This window comes from Flavobacterium glaciei, assembly GCF_003350545.1.
Lineage (GTDB): Bacteria > Bacteroidota > Bacteroidia > Flavobacteriales > Flavobacteriaceae > Flavobacterium > Flavobacterium glaciei.
The window spans coordinates 1-19,971 of record NZ_QQBA01000021.1 but is presented as its reverse complement, the minus strand read 5'-3'; the positions used below and the strand labels follow the sequence as shown (position 1 = coordinate 19,971).

Here is a 19,971-nt window from a genome sequence, read left to right as displayed (position 1 = left end):
TAAAAAAACGGATGGCCCAATTGCTTCGCCTGTTCGCTATCGCTCGGGTCTTGGATACACATAGCTAAGGCTTTATCTAAAAAAGTGAAACGCATTCCAAAATCTTGAAATCTATGTTTCTATGTGGTTAAAAAATTAAACAATTGAAATACACCCAACGAGTAAACATATAAGATGTTATAAGCCAACTTTATTATTGGAATAAACCTTTTAGGTGCATAATATGGCTTAATTCAGTTCTTTTTATTTAGGAAAAACTTTGTTTTGATACGCACCTAAATCAGGTGGTAAAGTTCTCGTATTTCCTATTATATCTAGCGGAATTAGATAAGCCGAATTCCCTTTTGCGAAAGCAGCAGAGGTTTCATCTATATTGAACTTGTTTTGTGCTATATTGAAAAATTTTGGATTCTTGTTCAACAGTATCGCATTGTAATGTGCCGTATCCGTATTGAATTGATAATCGGGATTTGTCGTGAATTGGTTGGAAACATTATCAAATTTTATCAAACAATTGTTGAATTGGTATTCAAAAGTAGCTCCTAGTTTCTTGTTTAAAATCATTTCATTTGAATAAGAACCATAAATGATACAATTGTTAAAGGTGGCTGCAGTTAAATCTTTTGCTTCTGGAACAGCTCCCAAAATATTATTGCTAACTAAAACCGCCACTTGCTGTGAACTGTTCCAATTATTATTGAAAGTGCAATGTGTAAACGAATAATTTCCACCATAGGTGCAGGCTAAACTAGCTAATCCGGCATTATTAATAACTATATTTTCGCCATTTATTTTTGCGGTCTGCGCCAAAATTCCGTAGTTGCTTGAATTGTAGATTTGGGTGTTTTTGACAGAAACTGTTGTGCCATCATTATTTTGAATCAACAAACCAATCGTTGCATTTTTGATAGTGAGGTGATTCATTTTATTATTTGTGCTGCCACTAGTAAGCCAAATAGTTCCCCATTGTCCCGATACATCTGAAAAACCGGGTTCTAAACGGTCGCCCTCAAAAATGACTTCATTTTCTAGTTTGTCCGTTGTTGAGCGAGTTCCATTAATAGTTATGGAGGCATTATTAGCTACAATAATCCCAGAATTAGCATGAAAATGAACTCGGGTTCCAGCCTCAAAAGTGGCCGTTTTGTTCGAAGGAACGGCTGCGTAGCCATAAATTACATACGGTTTGTCATTAGAAAACTGTAATTCGTTCCCATTTATCGGGTCATTTTCATCCAGATAAAATCCATCAATTTTTTCGTTACCAATAGGAAGTGTTTCAGTAGTTCCATCAGCAAAACGTTTTGGATATAGGAAAACTGCGTCTTGAATCAGTGTTACCAATTCTATATTTTGTTGATTTTCGCCACTGTCAAATTGAATTTGATCGGTGTATAAAAAATCACTCGGGTTGGCATCAGCAATATTAGCAGTAGTTTCTATGAAAATATACAAACTGTCTTTGGCTAAAAGGTCCACATTGTTAAAAATTTTCCCGTCTTTTCCTTGCATTCCATCAACGGTCATTCTGTATTTTGAGTTCAGTCCTTTTGCTAGTTTAATGCTTGGAATAGTAATGTCATTCTTACTTTTGTTATACACTTTGAGTCGATACGTACTCGAGCCAATGTTTGAGAAAACGGTGTCCAAATAAATAGTGTCTTTAGAAAACTCTAAATCGCCAGTACTTGCGACGGTCTCAAAATCGGAACGACAGGAAAAAATTGAAAGCACTATTCCAATAAAAAGTAGTAATGTAATAGGACGCATTAAGTTATATTTTTTGTAAAAATAGGAAAAATCTATTTTCGAAATCAGAATAACAATTGTAATTACTGTTTTGTAACTTATCTTTTAATTATTTTTACATTTTAAAAGTAAATAACATGACATTCGACAGAGAAAAAATACTCCAATATTGCAATGAAGTTTCTAAAAACACCTTAATGCAAACTCTAAATATTGAATATACTGATGCAGGAGAAGATTTTCTAGTAGCAACAATGCCCGTAAACCCGTCCGTACATCAGCCAATGGGATTGCTACATGGCGGTGCTTCGGTGGCATTGGCAGAAAGTGTGGGTAGCGCGGCTTCTATGATTTATGTAAATTCTGAATTAAGCGAAGTACGTGGAATTGAAATCTCAGCCAATCATTTAAAAGCAAAACGGGACGGAATTGTAACGGCAACCGCTAGGATTATCCATAAAGGTAGCAGTATTCATCTTTGGGAAATACGAATTACGGATGAAAACAATAATTTAATTTCACTTTGTAAGCTAACCAATATGATATTGCCAAAAAGAAAAAGAGAAGTTAAATAATTGAAACCAATCGTAGCTTTATCTAAAAAATAATCCCAGAGAAAAGTAGCAAAATGATTTTAATAAAATCAAGCAAATAAACGCACTTGAAGTTTTAATAAAATTTATATTTTAATAAATTAAATATGATTGATTTTTTTATAAAAGTAAAGCAACAAAAAGCTCAAAATCTACCTTTTGTATTGTACCGAAAATCCAATAACATTAAATTAAAAGGTTTTTTTCAGAACAATGATCATTTATATTTTGCTGAAAATTTTGAAGAAACCGGTTTTGTGTTTGCACCTTTTGAAGGAAGTCAGAAGATCCTAATTCCTAGTAGTCAATCCGTAAAATGGGAAGCTATTATTACTTCATCTAAGGAAAATGATGATTCGGATTTCATAGATTTAGAGGATGATCTAGCTAAAGAACATTTTGTAATGCTGGTTCAAAAAGGTATTGATACTATTGCAAAGGGGGATTTTAATAAAGTGGTTCTATCTAGAAAAGAAATAATTGATTTGTCAAATTTTGATTTAGTGTCGATTTTCGAAAAATTAATTCAAAATTATCCAACGGCTTTCTGTTATTGTTGGTATCATCCTAAAATAGGATTGTGGATGGGCGCAACACCGGAGCGATTATTGAAGTCCAATAACAGGACCTTACATACGATGTCATTAGCTGGAACGCAAAAAATTCAGGGAGAGAAAGATGTAGTTTGGGAGAAAAAGGAAATGGAAGAGCAACAGTTTGTCACCGATTTTATTTTGAATAATTTAAAGGATTTGACTTCGGAGGTTTCCGTTTCAAGTCCATATACGACACAAGCAGGAACTCTAGCGCATATTAAAACAGATATTGAAGGGATTATCAATCATAATTCGAGTTTGAAAGATGTTGTTTCCGCTTTGCATCCAACGCCTGCCGTATGCGGATTACCAAAAGAAACTGCCAAAGAATTTATTATTGATAATGAAGGCTATGATAGAGAATATTATACTGGTTTTTTAGGGGAGTTAAACAAGGAAGGATTCAATAAAGGAGAAATTAAATCCGATTTGTATGTAAATTTGCGATGTATGCAAATTAAAGACAATCAAGCATACTTATATATGGGATGCGGGATTACAAAAGATAGTATTCCAGAAAAAGAGTGGAAGGAAAGTGTTAATAAATCGGTGACGATGAAAAAAATATTGAAGTTGTCTTAGTTGATTTTTGTTGTACAAAAGACAAAATTAAAGATTGCAGACAATTTGAAACTTTAAACATTAAATAAAAAAATTAAAACGAATTTTAGATGAAATTAGACATACTAGCTTTTGGTGCGCATCCAGATGATGTAGAATTGGGTTGTGCAGGAACTATTTTAAAAGAAATCTCTTTAGGAAAAACAGTCGGTATTGTTGATTTGACTCGCGGTGAATTAGGAACACGTGGTTCGGCTGAAATCAGGGATCAGGAAGCGAATGCAGCTGCAAGAATTCTTGGAGTTTCTGCGCGTGAAAATTTAGAAATGCGTGATGGTTTTTTTGTCAATGATGAAAAGCACCAATTAGAAATCATAAAAATGATTCGTAAGTATCAACCCGAAATTGTGTTGTGTAATGCAATTGATGACCGTCATATTGATCATGCAAAGGGAAGTAAACTAGTTTCAGATGCTTGTTTCTTATCTGGATTAATTAAAATAGAAACTTCGTTAGAGGGAGAGCAACAAAAGGCTTGGCGACCAAAATTAGTGTATCATTATATACAATGGAAAAATATAGAACCGGATTTTGTAGTTGATATTACAGGTTTTACCGATAAAAAAATAGAAGCGATTTTGGCTTACAGTTCTCAGTTTTACGATGCAAATTCTAAAGAGCCAGAGTCTCCAATATCGAGTAAAAACTTCCTAGAAAGCCTAAATTACCGTTCTAGAGATTTAGGAAGGCTCACAGGAGTAGATCATGCTGAAGGTTTTACTGTAGAAAGATATTTGGCAGTCAATAGCTTAGGAGATTTGAAATAAATTTCATGTAAATTTTTAAAAAAAATATTTGCAGAAGTAAACTTATGTCGTATATTTGCCACCGCTAAGCAAATGGTGGTTGTAGCTCAGTTGGTTAGAGCATCGGTTTGTGGTACCGAGGGTCGCGGGTTCGAGCCCCGTCTCCCACCCAGAAAGCAAAAGCTTCGAAGAAATTCGAGGCTTTTTTTGTGGAATAAAGTTTCGTTATATATCAGGCGGTTCTTTACTGGCTTGAATATTGTAAAAGGTAATAAGTATTACAGTGTAAATATAAAAGTGGAGTAGAATTACACAACCAAATAAATTAATGTAATAGCTTTTAGCATACATATCTTACCGTATGGGTTTATATTCTTTCTTTTACAGAAATCGTATTTTCTTTTGTGTATCTTTGAACGCATTGCATAGTTAAATCAATCGAAAATAAGCTTTCAAAACTTTAAATATTATTTACATAATTTAATGGAAAAAGAGAAAATCAATTCTAAAATTCTTAGAAGTAATTACATTCCAACAGCTGAGTTCTACAGCCAAATAATAGATAGTTTACAAGATTATTCGATTTTTACTCTTGACAATGAATTTATAATTAATAGTTGGAGTTCGGGTTCAACTAAAATATTTGGATATGAATCGGACGAAGTAATAGGTCAGCATTTTAATATTATTTTTACTGAAGAAGATATTCAAAAAGGTATTCCACAATCAGAAATTAAAGCTGCAATAAAAGAGGGAAGAGCTACTGATAACAGGTGGCATATTTGTAAAGATAAAAGTGAATTTTATGCTTATGGTTTGGTTTTTCCGCTTACTGGAATAGATGGAGACATGTTAGGTTACGTAAAAATTTTGCGAGACTTGACCGAGAGAAAGAAATCTGAGGATGCCATAAAAAAATATATAAGAGAACTGGAAGAACTAAACACGCACAAAGAGAATGTTCTTGCTATTGTTTCCCATGACTTAAGAAGTCCATTATCTGGAATTATTGGTACGGCAGAGTATTTGAAAAAAAACTTTGATAGATTAGAATCTAATAAGGCAAAAGAAATGCTTGAATTACTCCAAAAAACAGCAGAAGATGAGTTAAATATGCTGGACAATTTAGTAGAATGGGCTAGAATAAAATATGCCTCGGAGGTATTTTCTCCTGCAAAAATTAAACTTTTTGATTATGTAGAAAATGTTTTTGAATCAGTGAAAGAATTAGCTTCCTTGAGTTTCATAAATCTAATAAATAAAATTGAGCCTAATATTAGTGTTTTTGCAGATGGAAAAATGTTGTTTTCTATTTTTCAGAACATAATTTCTAATGGCATCAAGCATTCTTTACCTGGAGGGGAAATTGTTGTTCTGGCAAAAATTGAAGAGGAAAAAGTAACAATTCAGATAAAGGATTCTGGAATAGGAATGTCAAAAGAGGTACAAAGTAAACTGTTTACACCACAAATGAGTACACTCTCTAAAACAAGAAAAAATAATAAAGGTGCCGGTATTGGGTTACTTTTAGTGAAAGGATTTTTAGAAAAAAATGATGGTAAAATATGGGTTGAAAGTATTGAAGGAATTGGTTCTTCGTTTTATTTTACATTACCTATTGAGGAGCCGTTATATAAAATTGATAGTTCAGATAAAATTGAGTTTGACGAAAGGATTTAATTAGATAACGATTAAAAAAAAGAGAGCTTTGAAGTACTTCAAAGCTCTCTTTTTTTGTCGTTTGCACAAGGGATAGTAGTGGAAATCCTTTGTTGTCTCGTTAACAAACGAGACAATAAAGATTGAAACGGATAGCCCGACCACGATGTAACGCTAGTGAAAGTGTGGATGTGCCCAAATAATCTATCTATTTTTTATCTACGATAGGTCTTTCGCTGCGATTTGCCAATTCCCAAGCAGTTACAAATGCAAATTGAGCTCTTTTTGTTAACGCATCGTATTCGATTTTGTCTGGAGTATCTGTTGGTTTATGGTAATCAGCATGAACTCCATTGAATAAAAATACTGAAGGAACTCCATTTTTTGCAAAATTATAATGGTCTGAACGCTCATAAAAATGGTTAGGATCTTTTGGGTCGTTGTATTTGTAATCTAAATTTAATTGAGTGTATTTAGCGTTAGCCATAGTGCAAATAGTGTCTAAATCAGTTGATAAGCGGTTAGCACCAATAACATAGACATAATTATTACTGCCAGCATGAGCTTCATCACGGCGCCCAATCATATCGATATTGATATCTGCAATGGTATTCGCTAACGGGAACAACGGATTTTCAGAGTAATATCTGGAGCCATGTAAGCCGTGTTCTTCACCGGTAACATGAAGAAATAGTACGGAACGTTTTGGACCGTGTCCTTCATTTTTAGCGATTTGGAAAGCTTGTGCAATTTCAAGTAATGCAACAGTTCCTGAACCATCATCATCAGCACCATTATATATTTCACCATTTTTTGTTCCCACGTGATCGTAATGAGCCGAAATCACTAAGACTTCATTTGGTTTTTCGGAACCTTCAATGTAAGCCCAAACGTTTTCTGAATCGGGTAAGTTCTCATTGCGCTTTGCATTTAGGAAAGCGGCCGGAATTTTTTGGTAAAAGTCTGAAGCGCCATTAGGAAAGCTAATATTGTTTTTCTGGTATTGATTGATGAGGTAAAGGCCAGCTTTTTTCTGTCCAGCTGAACCAGTTTCTCGGCCTTCCATTTCGTCTGAAGCTACGATATAAAGGTGCGTTTTGAGTTCGTCAGCTGTAATCGTATTCATGTATTTTTTTGGGTCAGCATTTGTGACACTCACTTTTTGAGAGGTACAGCTTATGGTTAAAATAACCATTAAACTTAATAAAGGGATTTTTTTCATTTTTTAATGTAAATTAATAAAGGTGTGAATGGCAAAGATTGATAATATGATAATAATGAGTACGAAGTTAATAAAAAATAACAAACTGTTTTTTATAAAGGAAATTAAGCGGGTTTCAACATAAAAACGATGATGAGCAGGAAAAAAATAATAAATCATCCATCCAGTACCAATAAAATTTATTACTATTTGTATGAATGAAATGAGAATAGATTCTGAAAATGGCGTCAATCCTTTGTTAACTAGAAACAATAACAAAAATAGTAACAACAAAAAGGAAAAATAATGTAAGGTAAAAATACCATGATCAAAGTAATACCAGCGTTTTTTATTGTGAAAAAGCCAGAGGAAAAAAGCAAATATCGGCATAAATATGAATAGAACTTTGGGTAAATTATTGGTAAAGGAACTAATGAATTTTTCAATGATTTCGCTTTGTGTGTTGTTATCTTTAACGATTTGGATTTTTTTGTTCATCCAATAATTAAAATCGGATAATTTTTCCGACTCAGGAGCATGCTTTTGAATAGAATCTAATTGTTTGACGGATTGGTATCCAAAATTAAATAACTGAATTTTATCTTTTGAATCCTTTTGGGTTTTTATATTGGATTCATTTGTAGACAACGTACTTTGAAATGCTTTGTTTTCAGTGGTAATGGTAGATTTCTTTTCAAGAGTTTCATCGGAAGAATTAGTGGCATTAGGAAAAATGGCAATTATTAAAAAAGTGATAAAGCTTATAAAGATGTATAATCTGATTGGAGCTAAATAAGATAATCGTTTTCCTGAAAGGTATTCTATTGTAAGAGATGCAGGCTTGAAAAAAAGATTTTTTATGGTGCGCCAAAAAGCGTTTTCATAATGTGTTAAATCCTCAAAAAAGTGACTGAATAAATGATGGAACGTTTTTCTAGTATTGGTGTTTTCTTGTCCACAATTCGGACAGAATCAATTTTCTACTACAAATCTGCAATTAAGGCAGGTTTTGTCTTTTCTGATTTTACTTTTAGACATAAAAAAACAGTTTAAATTCTAGACTTTTTGCTACACTTTAATTTATAAAACTAACAAAAAAACCGAACTTATACTGTTTTTGAAAAAAATTAAATTTTCTATATTATTTCAAAACTTCTTCTAAGAAAGAATTCATGCGTTCCCAAGAACGTTTTGCAGCTTTTTCATTATATGCAGCTCCTTTTGAATTATCGTTTCCAGCTTCAATTTCAGTAAAGGCATGTACTGCATTAGCGTAATATACCATTTCCCAATCTGCTTTTGAATCTCTCATTTCTTGTTGAAAAGAGGATATTTCAGCAACTGGTACATAAGGATCATCAGCGCCATGTAATGCCAGAATTTTTGCGGTGATTGGATTATTCACTCTTGTAGCATCACGTCCTAAACCACCGTGAAAAGAAACGGCTCCTTGAATTTTCATTCCTGCTCTAGCTGCTTCAAGTACGCCAGTTCCTCCAAAACAGTGGCCTATCACAACAATATTATCTGGATTTGCGCCTGCTTTCACTAATTGATCTAAAGCAAGTTGAATACGTCTTTGATAAATTGCCACATTGTTTTTGTAAAAACCGGATTGCTTTGCGGCTTCTTGCGTGTTTGTTGGGTAATTTCCTTCACCATAAATATCTGCCACAAATGCATAATACCCCATTTTTGAAAGTTTTTCTGCAGATTGTTTTGAATGAGCGTCTATTCCTTTCCAAGCGGGAAGGATTAAAACTCCTGGTTTTGTTTTACTTCCTTTTTTGGGAGTAATTGACAAACCATTTAATTTTTGATTTCCATCGGTATAATTTATTGCTTTAAGCTGTGCAGATGCACCGTTAGAAATGAATAATAAACCTAAAAAGGTAAAGAAAATATTTTTCATGTTTAATTTTTTATTTTTACAAATGTCTAACTTAATTTACGCTTAAAGTAAGACTTTGATTTTTTTACCTTATGACAGTATTTTAAATTCTTATGATTATTATTCTCCTGGATGGTACGTTTTTTCGGCATTTTTTTGAACGTCTTCTTTGTAGAACAAAACGTCTTTAAATTGCCCTTTTCGGTACATTTCAGCCTGATCATAAAAATGTTTCGATTTTGGATCTCCGCTGTTTCCTCCTGCAAGCACTGATTTAGCTTTTATTATTGTTCCAAATTCAACCGCGCATACAAAGCTGTTTCCGTTAGTTCCATATCGTTTTTTGGTGTCTTTTTGAAAACTGCTTTTAAAAGCGGGTAAACTTCCCCAAATTGCCGGTCCGTAACCAATAGGTAAACTTTCCAAAGCATCGTTATAAACCATATTAATGTCACCAGAAGTTCTCTGGAAACGATTGATTTCTCCCCAAGGAATTTGCCAAGTTCCAAATTTAATTTTCAATTCGTTAACCGCCTTTTGCAGTTGAGGAATTAGTTGATCTGGAGAAGCATTTTTTGCAAAATTGATAGTGTTTTCTACTTGATCCAGTTCTCCTTCATTAGTATATACTTTTTGAATTATTGGGTCTAATTTATATGCCCATTCAACAGCTAGTGTTGTGGCAACAGAATTTTCTTTGGCATAATAATCCCAATTTTTTAGTAGACTAATAGGTTCTGAAAGTTCTCCGTAAAGAGGGTTTTCTGAGCTGATATTTTTTTCAAAACTAGAAATTAACGCTGGAAGTAACAATTCGAAAGCTGTCAGTTTTGTGTCATAACCGTCTGCAATCACTTTATCTAATGTATATTTATCGCCCTTACTCAATAATCTAACTGCATTTAATCCTCTGAAACTTTCTCCGTCTGGAGCCATATAGGGTAAGTAATTTTCTTTTTTTGGACTATTATTTCCAGCTACGGTATAAGGTGTAGAATTACAGTTTTGCAGCCAGCCGTTTATTGGATTATAAGAATGTACTATTTCTGAAACATCATGTAATCCTTTCCATTGCGTTGCTGGAGTCGTGCCGTCCATCACTTTTGACCAATTCAGTTTCTTGTCTCGAATAGGAACAAAATTGCCGTGCCAGTATGCAATATTTCCTTCTTTATCAGCATAAACGGTATTATTTGAGGTATTAGCTTTCAAGTCCATTGCCTTTTTATAATCTTCAAAGCTTTTGGATTTTGTTCGTGTCCAACTTTGTTCCAGACTTTTCATCGAACGATTATTGGATTTTAAGCTAATCCATTTTCCATCTCTCTTAGCCATAATTGGGCCGTGATTGGTATGATAGGTTTTGAATGTTTTAGGAATTAGTTTTCCGTTTTCCAGATACTTAAGTGTTATTTTTTTCTCGATAACAGGTACTAACTTATTATCGTATTCATAGAATAGTTTGTTGTTTTTGGTCACGATTTTCTCCGCATACATATCCGCAACATCCACATTTGAGGAAGTATGCATCCAACCGCAGTTTTCGTTAAATCCTTGGTAAATAAAAAATTGCCCCCAAGTCACCGCTCCGTAGGCGTTCAATCCTTCTTCGCTGCTCATTTGTATTTCTGGTCTGAAATAAAAAGTGGTATGTGGATTAATGTATAAAATGGAATTTCCCGATGCTGTTTTAGATGGAGCAACTGCAAAACCATTAGAACCTGTATGTACGTCTTTTTCACGTTCTATGTAGGCTACTTTATCGTTGTTTCCAGAATAAAAAGCTTTCAACTCTCCGGTTGAAAGACCTCCAGTACTTATGGCTCCAATACTTCCATCTGTCCAAAGTAATGGAAACCAAGGCTCAAAATGAGTTAATAAATCAGGTTTTATTTCAGGATGGTTGTAAAGGTAAAAGTTGATTCCGTCCGCATAACTTTTTAATAATTTTTTTAACCAAGGCGCCGCTTTTTTATAATCGGCTTTGGCTTCTTCGGTGTCAATCAAAAGTTTGATTTCTAAATCATTGTATAAAACAGACTGCCCTTTGATTTCTGAAAGGCGTCCGAGTTTTTCAATGTAATTCATTTCAACTCGTTTGAAATCGTCTTCGCATTGTGCATACAACATTCCAAAAACTGCATCGGCATCGGTTTTGCCATAAACATGCGCAATTCCCCAATTGTCTCTGATGATGGTGACTTGTTGTGATAGTTTTTTTAATCGTTCTATTTCTTGGTTTGATATTTTTTGAGAAAACATCGAGTAACTTATACAAAAAACTAAGATAATTAGTGGTAAATGGTTCTTGAAATACTTCATCGTTATTTTGTATATTAAGTTAGAGACTTACATTTCGTTTAAAGGCGCAACCCAATTCAATTATTGAATCCGTTTTAGCAATACCTGGAATATTATCTATTTTTTCATAAAGTACTTTGCGCATGTGTTCGTGATCTTTAGCAATGATTTTTATGTAAAGGGTAAAAGATCCAGTGATGTAATAACATTCAGTTATCTCAGGAATGTTTTTTAGTTCTTCAATAATTCTATCAGAATCTTGATCTTTATTCAGCGTAATTCCTGTAAAAGATCCCCAATCATATCCTACTTTTTTTTCATTGATAACAGGTTTTATTCCAGTAAGGATTCCTTGTTCCATTAATCTGTTGATGCGCTGATGCACCATAGTATTCGATATTTTTAGATTCGTTGCAATAGCTGAATACGCCATTCTACCATCTTTTTCTAATTCTTTAATAATATTGATATCAAATTCGTCTACTATATCCATGTTAGTTTTGTTATTAATGAAGCTTTTTTGTTTGTATAAAAGTACTTATTTTTATTTATTTCGAAATGCATCTTTATGACAAATCGAATATGTAAAAATGACTTATTTTCAATCTAAATTAAGTAAATATTTTTAAATAGACTCTTTTTAAAAGTCAAAATATTTATTTTTATTGCTAAATTAAAAAAAAATACTAAATTTGTTCTTTCAAATAATAAATCCGTAACATCATGACACATAGAGAACAAAACCTTTCTTCAAAATCTGAAGCGCTAATAGCAAAAGAAAACCAATACGGAGCACATAATTACCATCCATTACCTGTAGTTTTAGAAAAAGGCGAGGGCGTATATGTTTGGGATGTGGACGGAAAAAAATATTTTGATTTTTTATCAGCATACTCTGCTGTAAATCAAGGTCATTGTCATCCAAAAATTGTGGGTGCTATGGTAAAACAAGCGCAAACATTGACGTTGACTTCGCGTGCTTTTCATAATGATCAACTTGGACCTTTTGAAGAATACGTAACTAAGTATTTTAATTTTGATAAAGTGTTGCCTATGAACACTGGTGCAGAAGCTGTAGAGACTGCATTAAAATTATGTAGAAAGTGGTCGTATGAGGTAAAAGGAATTCCTGAAGATCAAGCACAAATTATTGTTTGTGAAAATAATTTTCACGGGAGAACAACAACAATCATTTCATTTTCTAATGATGAAAATGCACGTAAAAGCTTTGGTCCTTTTACAGAAGGATTTATAAAAATAGCATACGACGATATTGAAGCTTTAGAAAATGTTTTAAAATCAACAAAAAATATAGCAGGATTTTTAGTGGAACCAATTCAAGGAGAAGCTGGAGTTTATGTTCCTTCCGAAGGATATTTAGCTAAAGCCAAAGCGCTTTGTGAGGCACATAATGTTTTATTTATTGCGGACGAAGTCCAAACAGGGATAGCCCGCACAGGAAGATTATTGGCAACTTGTGGAAATTGTGACTGTAAAAAAGGCTGTGAAAATTCTCCTGAAGTGAAACCAGATATCCTTATTCTAGGCAAAGCTATTTCTGGAGGTGTGTATCCAGTTTCTGCAGTTTTAGCAAATGATCATATAATGAATGTAATTAAACCGGGGCAACATGGATCTACTTTTGGTGGGAACCCTATTGCTGCTGCCGTTGCTATTGCTGCGCTTGAAGTAGTACGTGAAGAGAATTTAGCGCAAAATGCTGCTTATTTAGGAGAAGTTTTAAGGACTGGTCTTAATGAGATTGCTTCCAGAAATCCATTAATTACATTGGTGAGAGGAAAAGGCTTATTAAATGCTATAGTTGTCAATAGTGATGAAGAATCTGATTTGGCTTGGAATATTTGTATGAAATTCAGAGACTATGGATTATTGGCAAAGCCTACACATGGAAATAAAATTCGATTTGCGCCGCCATTAGTAATAACGGAATCTCAAATACACGAATGTTTGGCTATTATTGAAAGAGCTTTAAATGATTTTAGATAATGGGAAAAACGATAAAATTAATAAAGAACCGTTCTGATATTGGTGCAGGAACACGAGGATCTGACTTAGGTATTGATGCTATTGAAGTTGCTGCAATTAATAAAAACAGTGATTATTTCAATCAATTTGAATTCGAAGATGTCAAAACACATAACGAATCTATTTATGATAAAAATCGAAGTTCTTCCGCAAAAAGAATTGAGCATGTTGTAGAACAATGTACACGAGTTTGCAATGCAGTAAAGAAAAGTTTATCTGGGAATTATTTTCCAATAGTTTTGTCTGGAGATCATTCTTCGGCATTAGGAACGTTAAGTGGTATCAAAGCAACGTATCCAGAGCAAAATATTGGTGTTTTTTGGATTGATGCCCACGCAGATTTGCACTCGCCTTACACTTCTCCTTCGGGTAATATTCATGGAATGCCTTTATCTGCGGCACTTGGTGATGATAATTTGGGAAGTCAGAACAATGAAGTTCCAGCAGAAACGCAACAACACTGGGAGGATATGAAAAACATAGGTCATCAAGGACCGAAGGTTTTAGCTGAAAATCTAATTTATTTTGGTGTGCGTGATACCGAGGAAGAGGAAGATAAGCAAATTGAAAAATTGCAAATCAAAAATTATAAGGTGGATGAAGTGAGGTATCGTGGCTTGCAGAAATGTGTCGCTGAAGCTTTGTCAAAATTAGCACATTGTGAAGTTTTGTATATTTCTTTTGATGTAGATTCTATGGATTGTGATATGATTTCTTATGGGACCGGAACTCCGGTACCAAAGGGTTTTGATCAATATGAGATCATTGCAATTATTAATCAAATTATCCAAACTAAAAAAGTAGTTTGTATAGAGTTTGTTGAAGTAAATCCATTATTAGACACTAAAGGTAATAAAATGGCTGAAACTGCTTTTGAAGTTCTAGAAGCCATAACTTCAGAACTTCTTATTCCTCCTGTAGAATAGTTTTTTTTTAAATGTATAAAAAAGCCCGAAATCTAATTGATTTCGGGCTTTTTAAATTTTATTCCGTTTTAGAAACAGCCGTAAAATTTAAAAATGGAGTAGTGGAGGAGTTAGTTATTCTTCTTTGCTCTTTGCTTCAAGACAAGTTTTCTACTAAAAAAGTTGCGCAATAGATGAATAGGAAAGTTTTCAGTTTGTTCGAAAATGTTTATCTTGCTGACCTCATTAATCATTATGATCATTAAATTAGGATTAAATAATTGATCCTGAAATGAAATAAAATAAAAATGTATGAATAAAATAGTAAATTTTATAGACTTACATAGCGGAGAAGAAGACAAAAAGAAAGTGTTAGAAAATGTGAAATCGAACATTTCCTTTCGTGGCGCTAGTTTATGGATTCTAGCTTGTGCGATTGTTGTGGCGTCTGTAGGACTGAATGTCAATTCAACAGCAGTTATTATTGGAGCCATGCTAATATCACCTTTGATGGGTCCAATTGTTGGAGCTGGTTTCGGATTAGGAATTTATGATTTTAATTTACTTAAAAGATCACTTAAAAATTTGCTTATTGCTACAGTTGTGAGTTTGGTGGTTTCTACCATTTACTTTTTTTTAAGTCCTTTTAAAGATACGCAGTCGGAACTTCTAGCTAGAACATCTCCTAATATTTACGATATTTTTATTGCTTTTTTCGGAGGACTTGTGGGAGTAATAGCAATCACTAGGGTTGAAAAAGGAAATCCTATTCCTGGAGTTGCCATCGCAACGGCTTTGATGCCTCCTTTATGCACGGCAGGTTATGGGTTGGCTTTGGGAAATTTTAAATTCTTTTTTGGTGCAATGTATTTGTACACGATCAATTGTGTTTTTATTTGTATCGCAACGTTTATAATTGTCAAATATTTAAAATATCCAATAGTTAAACAAACTAATCTAAAGACAGAAAAACGAGTAAAGTATATGATTACTTTTTTGACTTTGGCTTTAATTGTACCAAGTATCTTTTTTGCATATCAGCTTTTCCAAGAAAAAAAATACAAACAAAAAGTAGAACAATTTTTAAAAGTAGAATTTATTGATCAAGGATTTACTGTTCTGTACAAAAAAACGCAATTTACATCAAACCCAAAAAAAATAGATATTGCTTTTTTAAGAAAAAGATGGAATAAGGACGAAATAAAAGAACTTAATGGGAAATTGAAAACCTATGAATTAAACAATACGGTTTTAAATATTATTCAAGATACAACTGACTTAAAGCAGGATATTTTGAATGAAATAACCTTTAACAATAAAACAATGAGCGAAAAAGATTTGATTATTGCAAAATTGCAAAACCAAATTACTTCCTTAAAATTCGATAATAATGCTATACTAAATGAAACACGAATACTCTTTCCAGAAATTGAGAATATTGCCATTGCGAATCATGTGTTTAATGAAAACAAGGCTACCAAAAAAGTGATTACTGTAGTGCTTTATGAAAGTAAAAAAGATATGAATTCTGCCGAAAAACAAAAATTGTCTGCTTGGCTCAAAAACAAATTTAAAACCGAGGCTATTGAAATTTATAAGCGCGAATAAGTAGAAAATGAGTATCATTTAGTTTGTCTGTAAATAGGAAGCTATTTCTGAACAAGTTTGTTTGGCATTCCTGTTGATGCCTATAAGTGTTGCCGATGCGTAACCTGACCAGCTACCATAACCTGCTAACCATAGTCCAGGAATTTCAGTTGCTTTGCTTTCCTCAGTTTTTACAATGCCTCGCTCATCTGTTGAAACAATATTTTTTAAAAAAGAAGTAGCAAAACCAAAACCAGTGCACCAAATAATCGCATCAAAATCTTCTGTGGTCCCGTCAGTCCAAATCACACCGTTTTCATACATGCTTTGAAAACCACCACTTGAAACTAAACCACCTCTGGAACGCGCTTCTTTGACCGGTGGAACCATAACAATGTTTCCCAAATCATAATTAGCGGCGTTAAAAGGTTTGCCCTCTTTTTCTGCATTATATTTAGCAGTTGCCACATTAAAAAGATAAAAACCATCTACTTCATCAGGTAAGTATTGAGGTGGTTTTCTAGTAGACCATTTTACTTTTGCTTCCTTTGAAACTTCGGCTACAATTTGCGCGCCTGAATTTCCTTCGCCCACAACTAATACCTTCATATTCGTGAACTGATTTGCATTTTTATAATCAGCAGAGTGAACTTGAAGCCCCTTAAAAGTATCTATTCCCAGAATCTTTGGAATAAAAGGATTACTCCAAGTTCCCGCCGCTGCTATAATTGTTTTAGAAAAATAGATTCCTTTAGTAGTATGCACTGTGAATACTTTATTTTCAAAAGTTATATTCTCAACTGTAACAGTGCGTTCTATGGGTAATTCGTAACGCTTTTCATATTGGCACAAATAATTGATGACTTCTTGTTTTAAAGGAAACAGGTTTTTAGATTTTGGCATCAGCCAACCTGGCAATGAACTGTGTTCGGCTGGAGAAAAAAGCGTCAAACTATCCCATGCATGAAGCCAAGCACCTCCGCACTTTTCTTCTTTGTCCAAGATTAAAAAGTTGACTTTATGGCGTCTTAAATAATAGCCGCAAGCCAGACCGCTTTGTCCACCACCTATAACAATTACATCCAGAATTGGGTCCATTTTATTTTTATTTTAGGTCAGCTGTGCTGTAATATTTTTTTCTTAACCAAAAAGCCACGTTTACCAGAATAATCAAAGCCGGAACTTCTACTAATGGCCCAATAACGCCTGCAAATGCCTGTCCGCTATTGATTCCGAATACGCCAATGGAAACCGCAATTGCCAATTCGAAATTATTTCCCGATGCTGTGAAAGACAACGCAACGGCATCTCTATAGTTGGCTCCAATTTTCTTCGAAACAAAAAACATCAAGAAAAACATAATAGTAAAGAAAATAACAAGTGGAATGGCAATTCTAATGACATCCATTGGTAAATCAACAATCATTTCTCCTTTTAAACTAAACATGACTACAATGGTAAAAAGTAACGCAATCAAGGTAATAGGTGAAACAAACGGAATAAATTTTTGATTGAACCATTTGTCTCCAATGAATTTCTTGATGGCATAACGACTTATTACCGCTAACGCAAATGGTATTCCTAAATATATCCCTACTGTAGTTGCAATTTCAGCTACAGTAATGTTTAACTCTAATCCTTTTATTCCAAATAATGGCAACATGATTTCTAAATAGAAGTACGCATATAAACTAAAGAAAAACACTTGAAGCAAACTATTTATCCCTATTAAACCCGCTGTTAGTTCTCTATTGCCTTCGGCTAATTCATTCCAGACAATCACCATTGCAATACAAGGAGCAATTCCTATTATAATAAGCCCTGTCATATAATCTGGATAGTCTTTTAAAAAGAATGTTGCCAATGAAAACATTAAAAATGGACCAACAATCCAAGTGATTAAAAATGAAGCAGTCAGTAATCTTGGTTTTTCAAACATCATCGGAATTTTCGAAAAATCAATCTTTGTCAATGGCGGATACATCATCAATATCAACCCTATTGCGAGAGGTACATTGGTCGTTCCGCTCGAAAAGGAATTAATAAAATTGCTGCTGTATGGGATAAAATATCCTATGGATACACCAATTGCCATGGCTAAGAATATCCAAAGGGTTAAATAACGATCAAGAAAGTTTAATCTTTTTTTCATAGTCATCGGTTATAATTTTATTTGGGAGAATACATAACACATTTCAGTAGCAATTTGCAAACTGCGTTCTAAGTATTTTTCTGCTTGTTGTGGTGTATTGTCAAATGCTTTCGGATCATCATAGGTAATAGGAAAGCGCTGTTCAGCTCCAGCTATAAAAGGACAACCTCCATCTGCTTGCGAACATGTCATGATTGCGGCAAATTCGCTTTTTGGATTAAATTCGTCATCATATTTTTTAGAAAAACCAATGATTGGATGTTCGTTCTCTCCATATTTTATGGCATAAATAGGATTATTTCCTCTTGCAATAGTTCCGATTCTAAATCCCGATTGTTCTAATGCTTGTGCCGCCATAGGAAACAAAGCTGTTGCCTCAGTTCCGCCAGAATAGCTGTAAACATTTTTAATGTTGTAATAAGCCGCTGCAGTTTGTGCCCAAACTTGAGATAAATGACTTCTCCTAGAATTATGGGTGCATATTAAGTTCAATCGTATAGTTTCACTATTGGTAGCTTTTACTTGAATAAAATCAATCAGCGGTTGCAATACTTTTTTTCGTTCCTCAGGGATAGTTCTAAATTCTAAACTTAGTATCACAATCTCTAGTTCAGGAAATAGGTTGGCTTTGTTCTGTTTCATACTATAATTTTAAAGATTAACAACATCCTCCACCAGGAGTACAACTAGTATTTTGGTTCCCCATGTCTGATAAAACTACCTTTTGCTTAGCAACTGGAATACCGCATTGGTCCTCTGCTAAGCATGCAGTTTGCTTATTAAGTAATGTAAAAGCTGCACCATTAAAGCCTAAATCATATTTCCCAATAGTCTCGGCCTGAAATTCAACTTCTACCTCATAATCTTCAATTCCTAGTATTTGTTCAGAAAGTGCAATGATATCAAGCAGTTTCTTTGGTTTCAATCGGTGCTCAAAATCATTAGCATCCCATAATTGAAAGTTAACTACTTTTTCGTTTCTAACTTTACCACCACAGTCAATAAAGTTTTTGGTAATCATTCCTACTTCGGTCACATGAAAATGTTCTGGAACATAAGTACCGTTTGGTAATACAAAAGCAACATTGTCTAACGTGCTCAGCTGTTTTTTAATTTCTGATAGTTTCATGATTCTTGTAATTTTAAAATTAACAACATTGATTTTTCTTGTTCTCTAAATAGCTAGTAATATGCTGAAAAAAGCCTTTTATTTTATTAAAACCTTCTTCGTTAAGGCAATAGCAAATAGCATTCCCTTCAAAATTACCTCTTATAAGTCCAGCATTTTTTAGTTCTTTCAAATGCTGCGACACAGTAGGTTGGGCAAGAGGCAGTTCGTTTACAATATCACCACACACACAGCTGTTCACTTTAATAAGGTGTTGTATAATCGCAATCCGTGCTGGATGACCTATTGCTTTCGCTAAAACGGCTAACTCGTTTTGCTCGTCTGTGAAATGTTCTGATTTAGTAATACCCATCGCTATATATTTATATTGCAATATTACGATATAAATAAATGCAATACTATATAAGGAGTATTATTTTATAAAATAATTTGCGCAGAGTGCACTTTGTGTATCTGTAGCTTGTGCTATTGCTCACTATTGTGTTATCTTATTATAAAGGTATAGTAGCTAATAGTAAACTTTTATTAGGGCGTTTCTCTTGTAAACCTCCTTCCGCAGAGGCTACAGGAGGTTTACAAGTGCCGGGCTATTCACTACAAGTCCTCGCCCCGTTGAGTTTGAGACTCAACGGGACTGTGGGCTTTACGCTTCTATCCCTAACGCGAATCTGAGTAAACTAAAGCGTTTAGTTGTTTGAATCTGTATTATGTCACCTTGATATATGGTAGCAAAAAATGTAATGGTGCTTTTAGTATACTATAATGTATAGTAGAAGACCATTAATTAGTTCCAGC

At 33.8% G+C, this 19,971-nt stretch carries 18 protein-coding genes, 1 tRNA gene and 1 pseudogene; 8 read left to right on the top strand and 12 right to left on the bottom strand.

Annotated features, from left to right (window positions below):
- Positions 1-243 precede the first annotated feature (243 nt).
- A complete protein-coding gene (locus DFR66_RS13240) occupies positions 244-1,770 on the bottom strand; it encodes a hypothetical protein (protein WP_114755307.1) in 1,527 nt (508 codons plus the stop codon).
- 116 nt (positions 1,771-1,886) lie between these two features.
- Between DFR66_RS13240 and DFR66_RS13235 the strand changes: the two genes are divergently transcribed.
- From DFR66_RS13235 to DFR66_RS13215, 5 genes are all read left to right on the top strand, one after another.
- Entirely contained in the window at positions 1,887-2,324 is a 438-nt protein-coding gene (locus tag DFR66_RS13235; protein ID WP_114755306.1) for a PaaI family thioesterase, read from the top strand.
- 125 nt (positions 2,325-2,449) lie between these two features.
- Positions 2,450-3,520: an isochorismate synthase gene (locus DFR66_RS13230; protein ID WP_114755305.1), complete on the top strand. Its 1,071-nt coding sequence runs from the start codon at positions 2,450-2,452 to the stop codon at positions 3,518-3,520.
- Between the two features lie 89 nt (positions 3,521-3,609).
- Positions 3,610-4,326 carry a bacillithiol biosynthesis deacetylase BshB1 gene (gene bshB1, locus DFR66_RS13225; protein ID WP_114755304.1) on the top strand — a complete coding sequence of 239 codons (717 nt, stop codon included), beginning with the start codon at positions 3,610-3,612 and terminating at the stop codon, positions 4,324-4,326.
- A 74-nt stretch (positions 4,327-4,400) separates the two neighbouring features.
- Positions 4,401-4,476, top strand: a tRNA-His gene (locus DFR66_RS13220).
- A 312-nt stretch (positions 4,477-4,788) separates the two neighbouring features.
- On the top strand, positions 4,789-5,985 hold the full coding sequence (locus tag DFR66_RS13215; RefSeq protein WP_114755303.1) for a PAS domain-containing sensor histidine kinase: 1,197 nt from the start codon (positions 4,789-4,791) through the stop codon (positions 5,983-5,985).
- A gap of 187 nt (positions 5,986-6,172) precedes the next feature.
- On the opposite strand, the gene DFR66_RS13210 is transcribed toward DFR66_RS13215, so the two are convergent.
- The 6 genes and pseudogenes from DFR66_RS13210 to DFR66_RS13190 form a co-directional block, all read right to left on the bottom strand.
- Positions 6,173-7,186 carry a M28 family metallopeptidase gene (locus DFR66_RS13210; RefSeq protein WP_114755302.1) on the bottom strand — a complete coding sequence of 338 codons (1,014 nt, stop codon included), beginning with the start codon at positions 7,184-7,186 and terminating at the stop codon, positions 6,173-6,175.
- Between the two features lie 3 nt (positions 7,187-7,189).
- The gene (locus DFR66_RS14070; RefSeq protein ID WP_242008685.1) at positions 7,190-7,813 is read right to left on the bottom strand and encodes a hypothetical protein; all 624 of its coding nucleotides are present in this window, start codon (positions 7,811-7,813) and stop codon (positions 7,190-7,192) included.
- 111 nt (positions 7,814-7,924) lie between these two features.
- Positions 7,925-8,035: pseudogene (locus tag DFR66_RS14100) on the bottom strand (DUF3667 domain-containing protein); the annotation flags it as partial.
- Positions 8,036-8,306: 271 nt separating this feature from the next.
- Entirely contained in the window at positions 8,307-9,077 is a 771-nt protein-coding gene (locus DFR66_RS13200) for a dienelactone hydrolase family protein (protein ID WP_114755301.1), read from the bottom strand.
- A 99-nt stretch (positions 9,078-9,176) separates the two neighbouring features.
- Entirely contained in the window at positions 9,177-11,378 is a 2,202-nt protein-coding gene (locus tag DFR66_RS13195; protein ID WP_242008684.1) for a penicillin acylase family protein, read from the bottom strand.
- A 19-nt stretch (positions 11,379-11,397) separates the two neighbouring features.
- A complete protein-coding gene (locus tag DFR66_RS13190; RefSeq protein ID WP_091166676.1) occupies positions 11,398-11,850 on the bottom strand; it encodes an Lrp/AsnC family transcriptional regulator in 453 nt (150 codons plus the stop codon).
- A 230-nt stretch (positions 11,851-12,080) separates the two neighbouring features.
- Between DFR66_RS13190 and rocD the strand changes: the two genes are divergently transcribed.
- From rocD to DFR66_RS13175, 3 genes are all read left to right on the top strand, one after another.
- Positions 12,081-13,364, top strand: a complete 1,284-nt coding sequence (gene rocD, locus DFR66_RS13185; RefSeq protein ID WP_114755299.1) for an ornithine--oxo-acid transaminase — start codon at positions 12,081-12,083, stop codon at positions 13,362-13,364.
- Entirely contained in the window at positions 13,364-14,329 is a 966-nt protein-coding gene (locus DFR66_RS13180; RefSeq protein ID WP_114755298.1) for an arginase, read from the top strand. The genes rocD and DFR66_RS13180 overlap by 1 nt, the downstream gene beginning before the upstream one ends.
- 291 nt (positions 14,330-14,620) lie before the next feature.
- Complete coding sequence (locus DFR66_RS13175) at positions 14,621-15,916, top strand: TIGR00341 family protein (protein WP_114755297.1); 1,296 nt, start codon at positions 14,621-14,623, stop codon at positions 15,914-15,916.
- A gap of 18 nt (positions 15,917-15,934) precedes the next feature.
- Here DFR66_RS13175 and DFR66_RS13170 read toward each other — a convergent pair whose 3' ends face one another.
- Genes DFR66_RS13170 through DFR66_RS13150 form a run of 5 tightly spaced genes read right to left on the bottom strand, consistent with a single transcriptional unit; the run spans position 15,935 to position 19,528 of the window.
- Complete coding sequence (locus DFR66_RS13170; RefSeq protein WP_114755296.1) at positions 15,935-16,993, bottom strand: ArsO family NAD(P)H-dependent flavin-containing monooxygenase; 1,059 nt, start codon at positions 16,991-16,993, stop codon at positions 15,935-15,937.
- A gap of 7 nt (positions 16,994-17,000) precedes the next feature.
- The gene (gene arsB, locus DFR66_RS13165) at positions 17,001-18,047 is read right to left on the bottom strand and encodes an ACR3 family arsenite efflux transporter (protein ID WP_114755295.1); all 1,047 of its coding nucleotides are present in this window, start codon (positions 18,045-18,047) and stop codon (positions 17,001-17,003) included.
- Between the two features lie 9 nt (positions 18,048-18,056).
- Positions 18,057-18,689, bottom strand: a complete 633-nt coding sequence (locus DFR66_RS13160) for an arsenate-mycothiol transferase ArsC (RefSeq protein WP_114755294.1) — start codon at positions 18,687-18,689, stop codon at positions 18,057-18,059.
- 16 nt (positions 18,690-18,705) lie between these two features.
- Positions 18,706-19,176 (bottom strand): DUF6428 family protein, encoded by a 471-nt coding sequence (locus DFR66_RS13155; protein ID WP_114755293.1) that lies wholly within the window; start codon positions 19,174-19,176, stop codon positions 18,706-18,708.
- 19 nt (positions 19,177-19,195) lie between these two features.
- On the bottom strand, positions 19,196-19,528 hold the full coding sequence (locus DFR66_RS13150) for an ArsR/SmtB family transcription factor (RefSeq protein WP_114755292.1): 333 nt from the start codon (positions 19,526-19,528) through the stop codon (positions 19,196-19,198).
- Positions 19,529-19,971 lie beyond the last annotated feature (443 nt).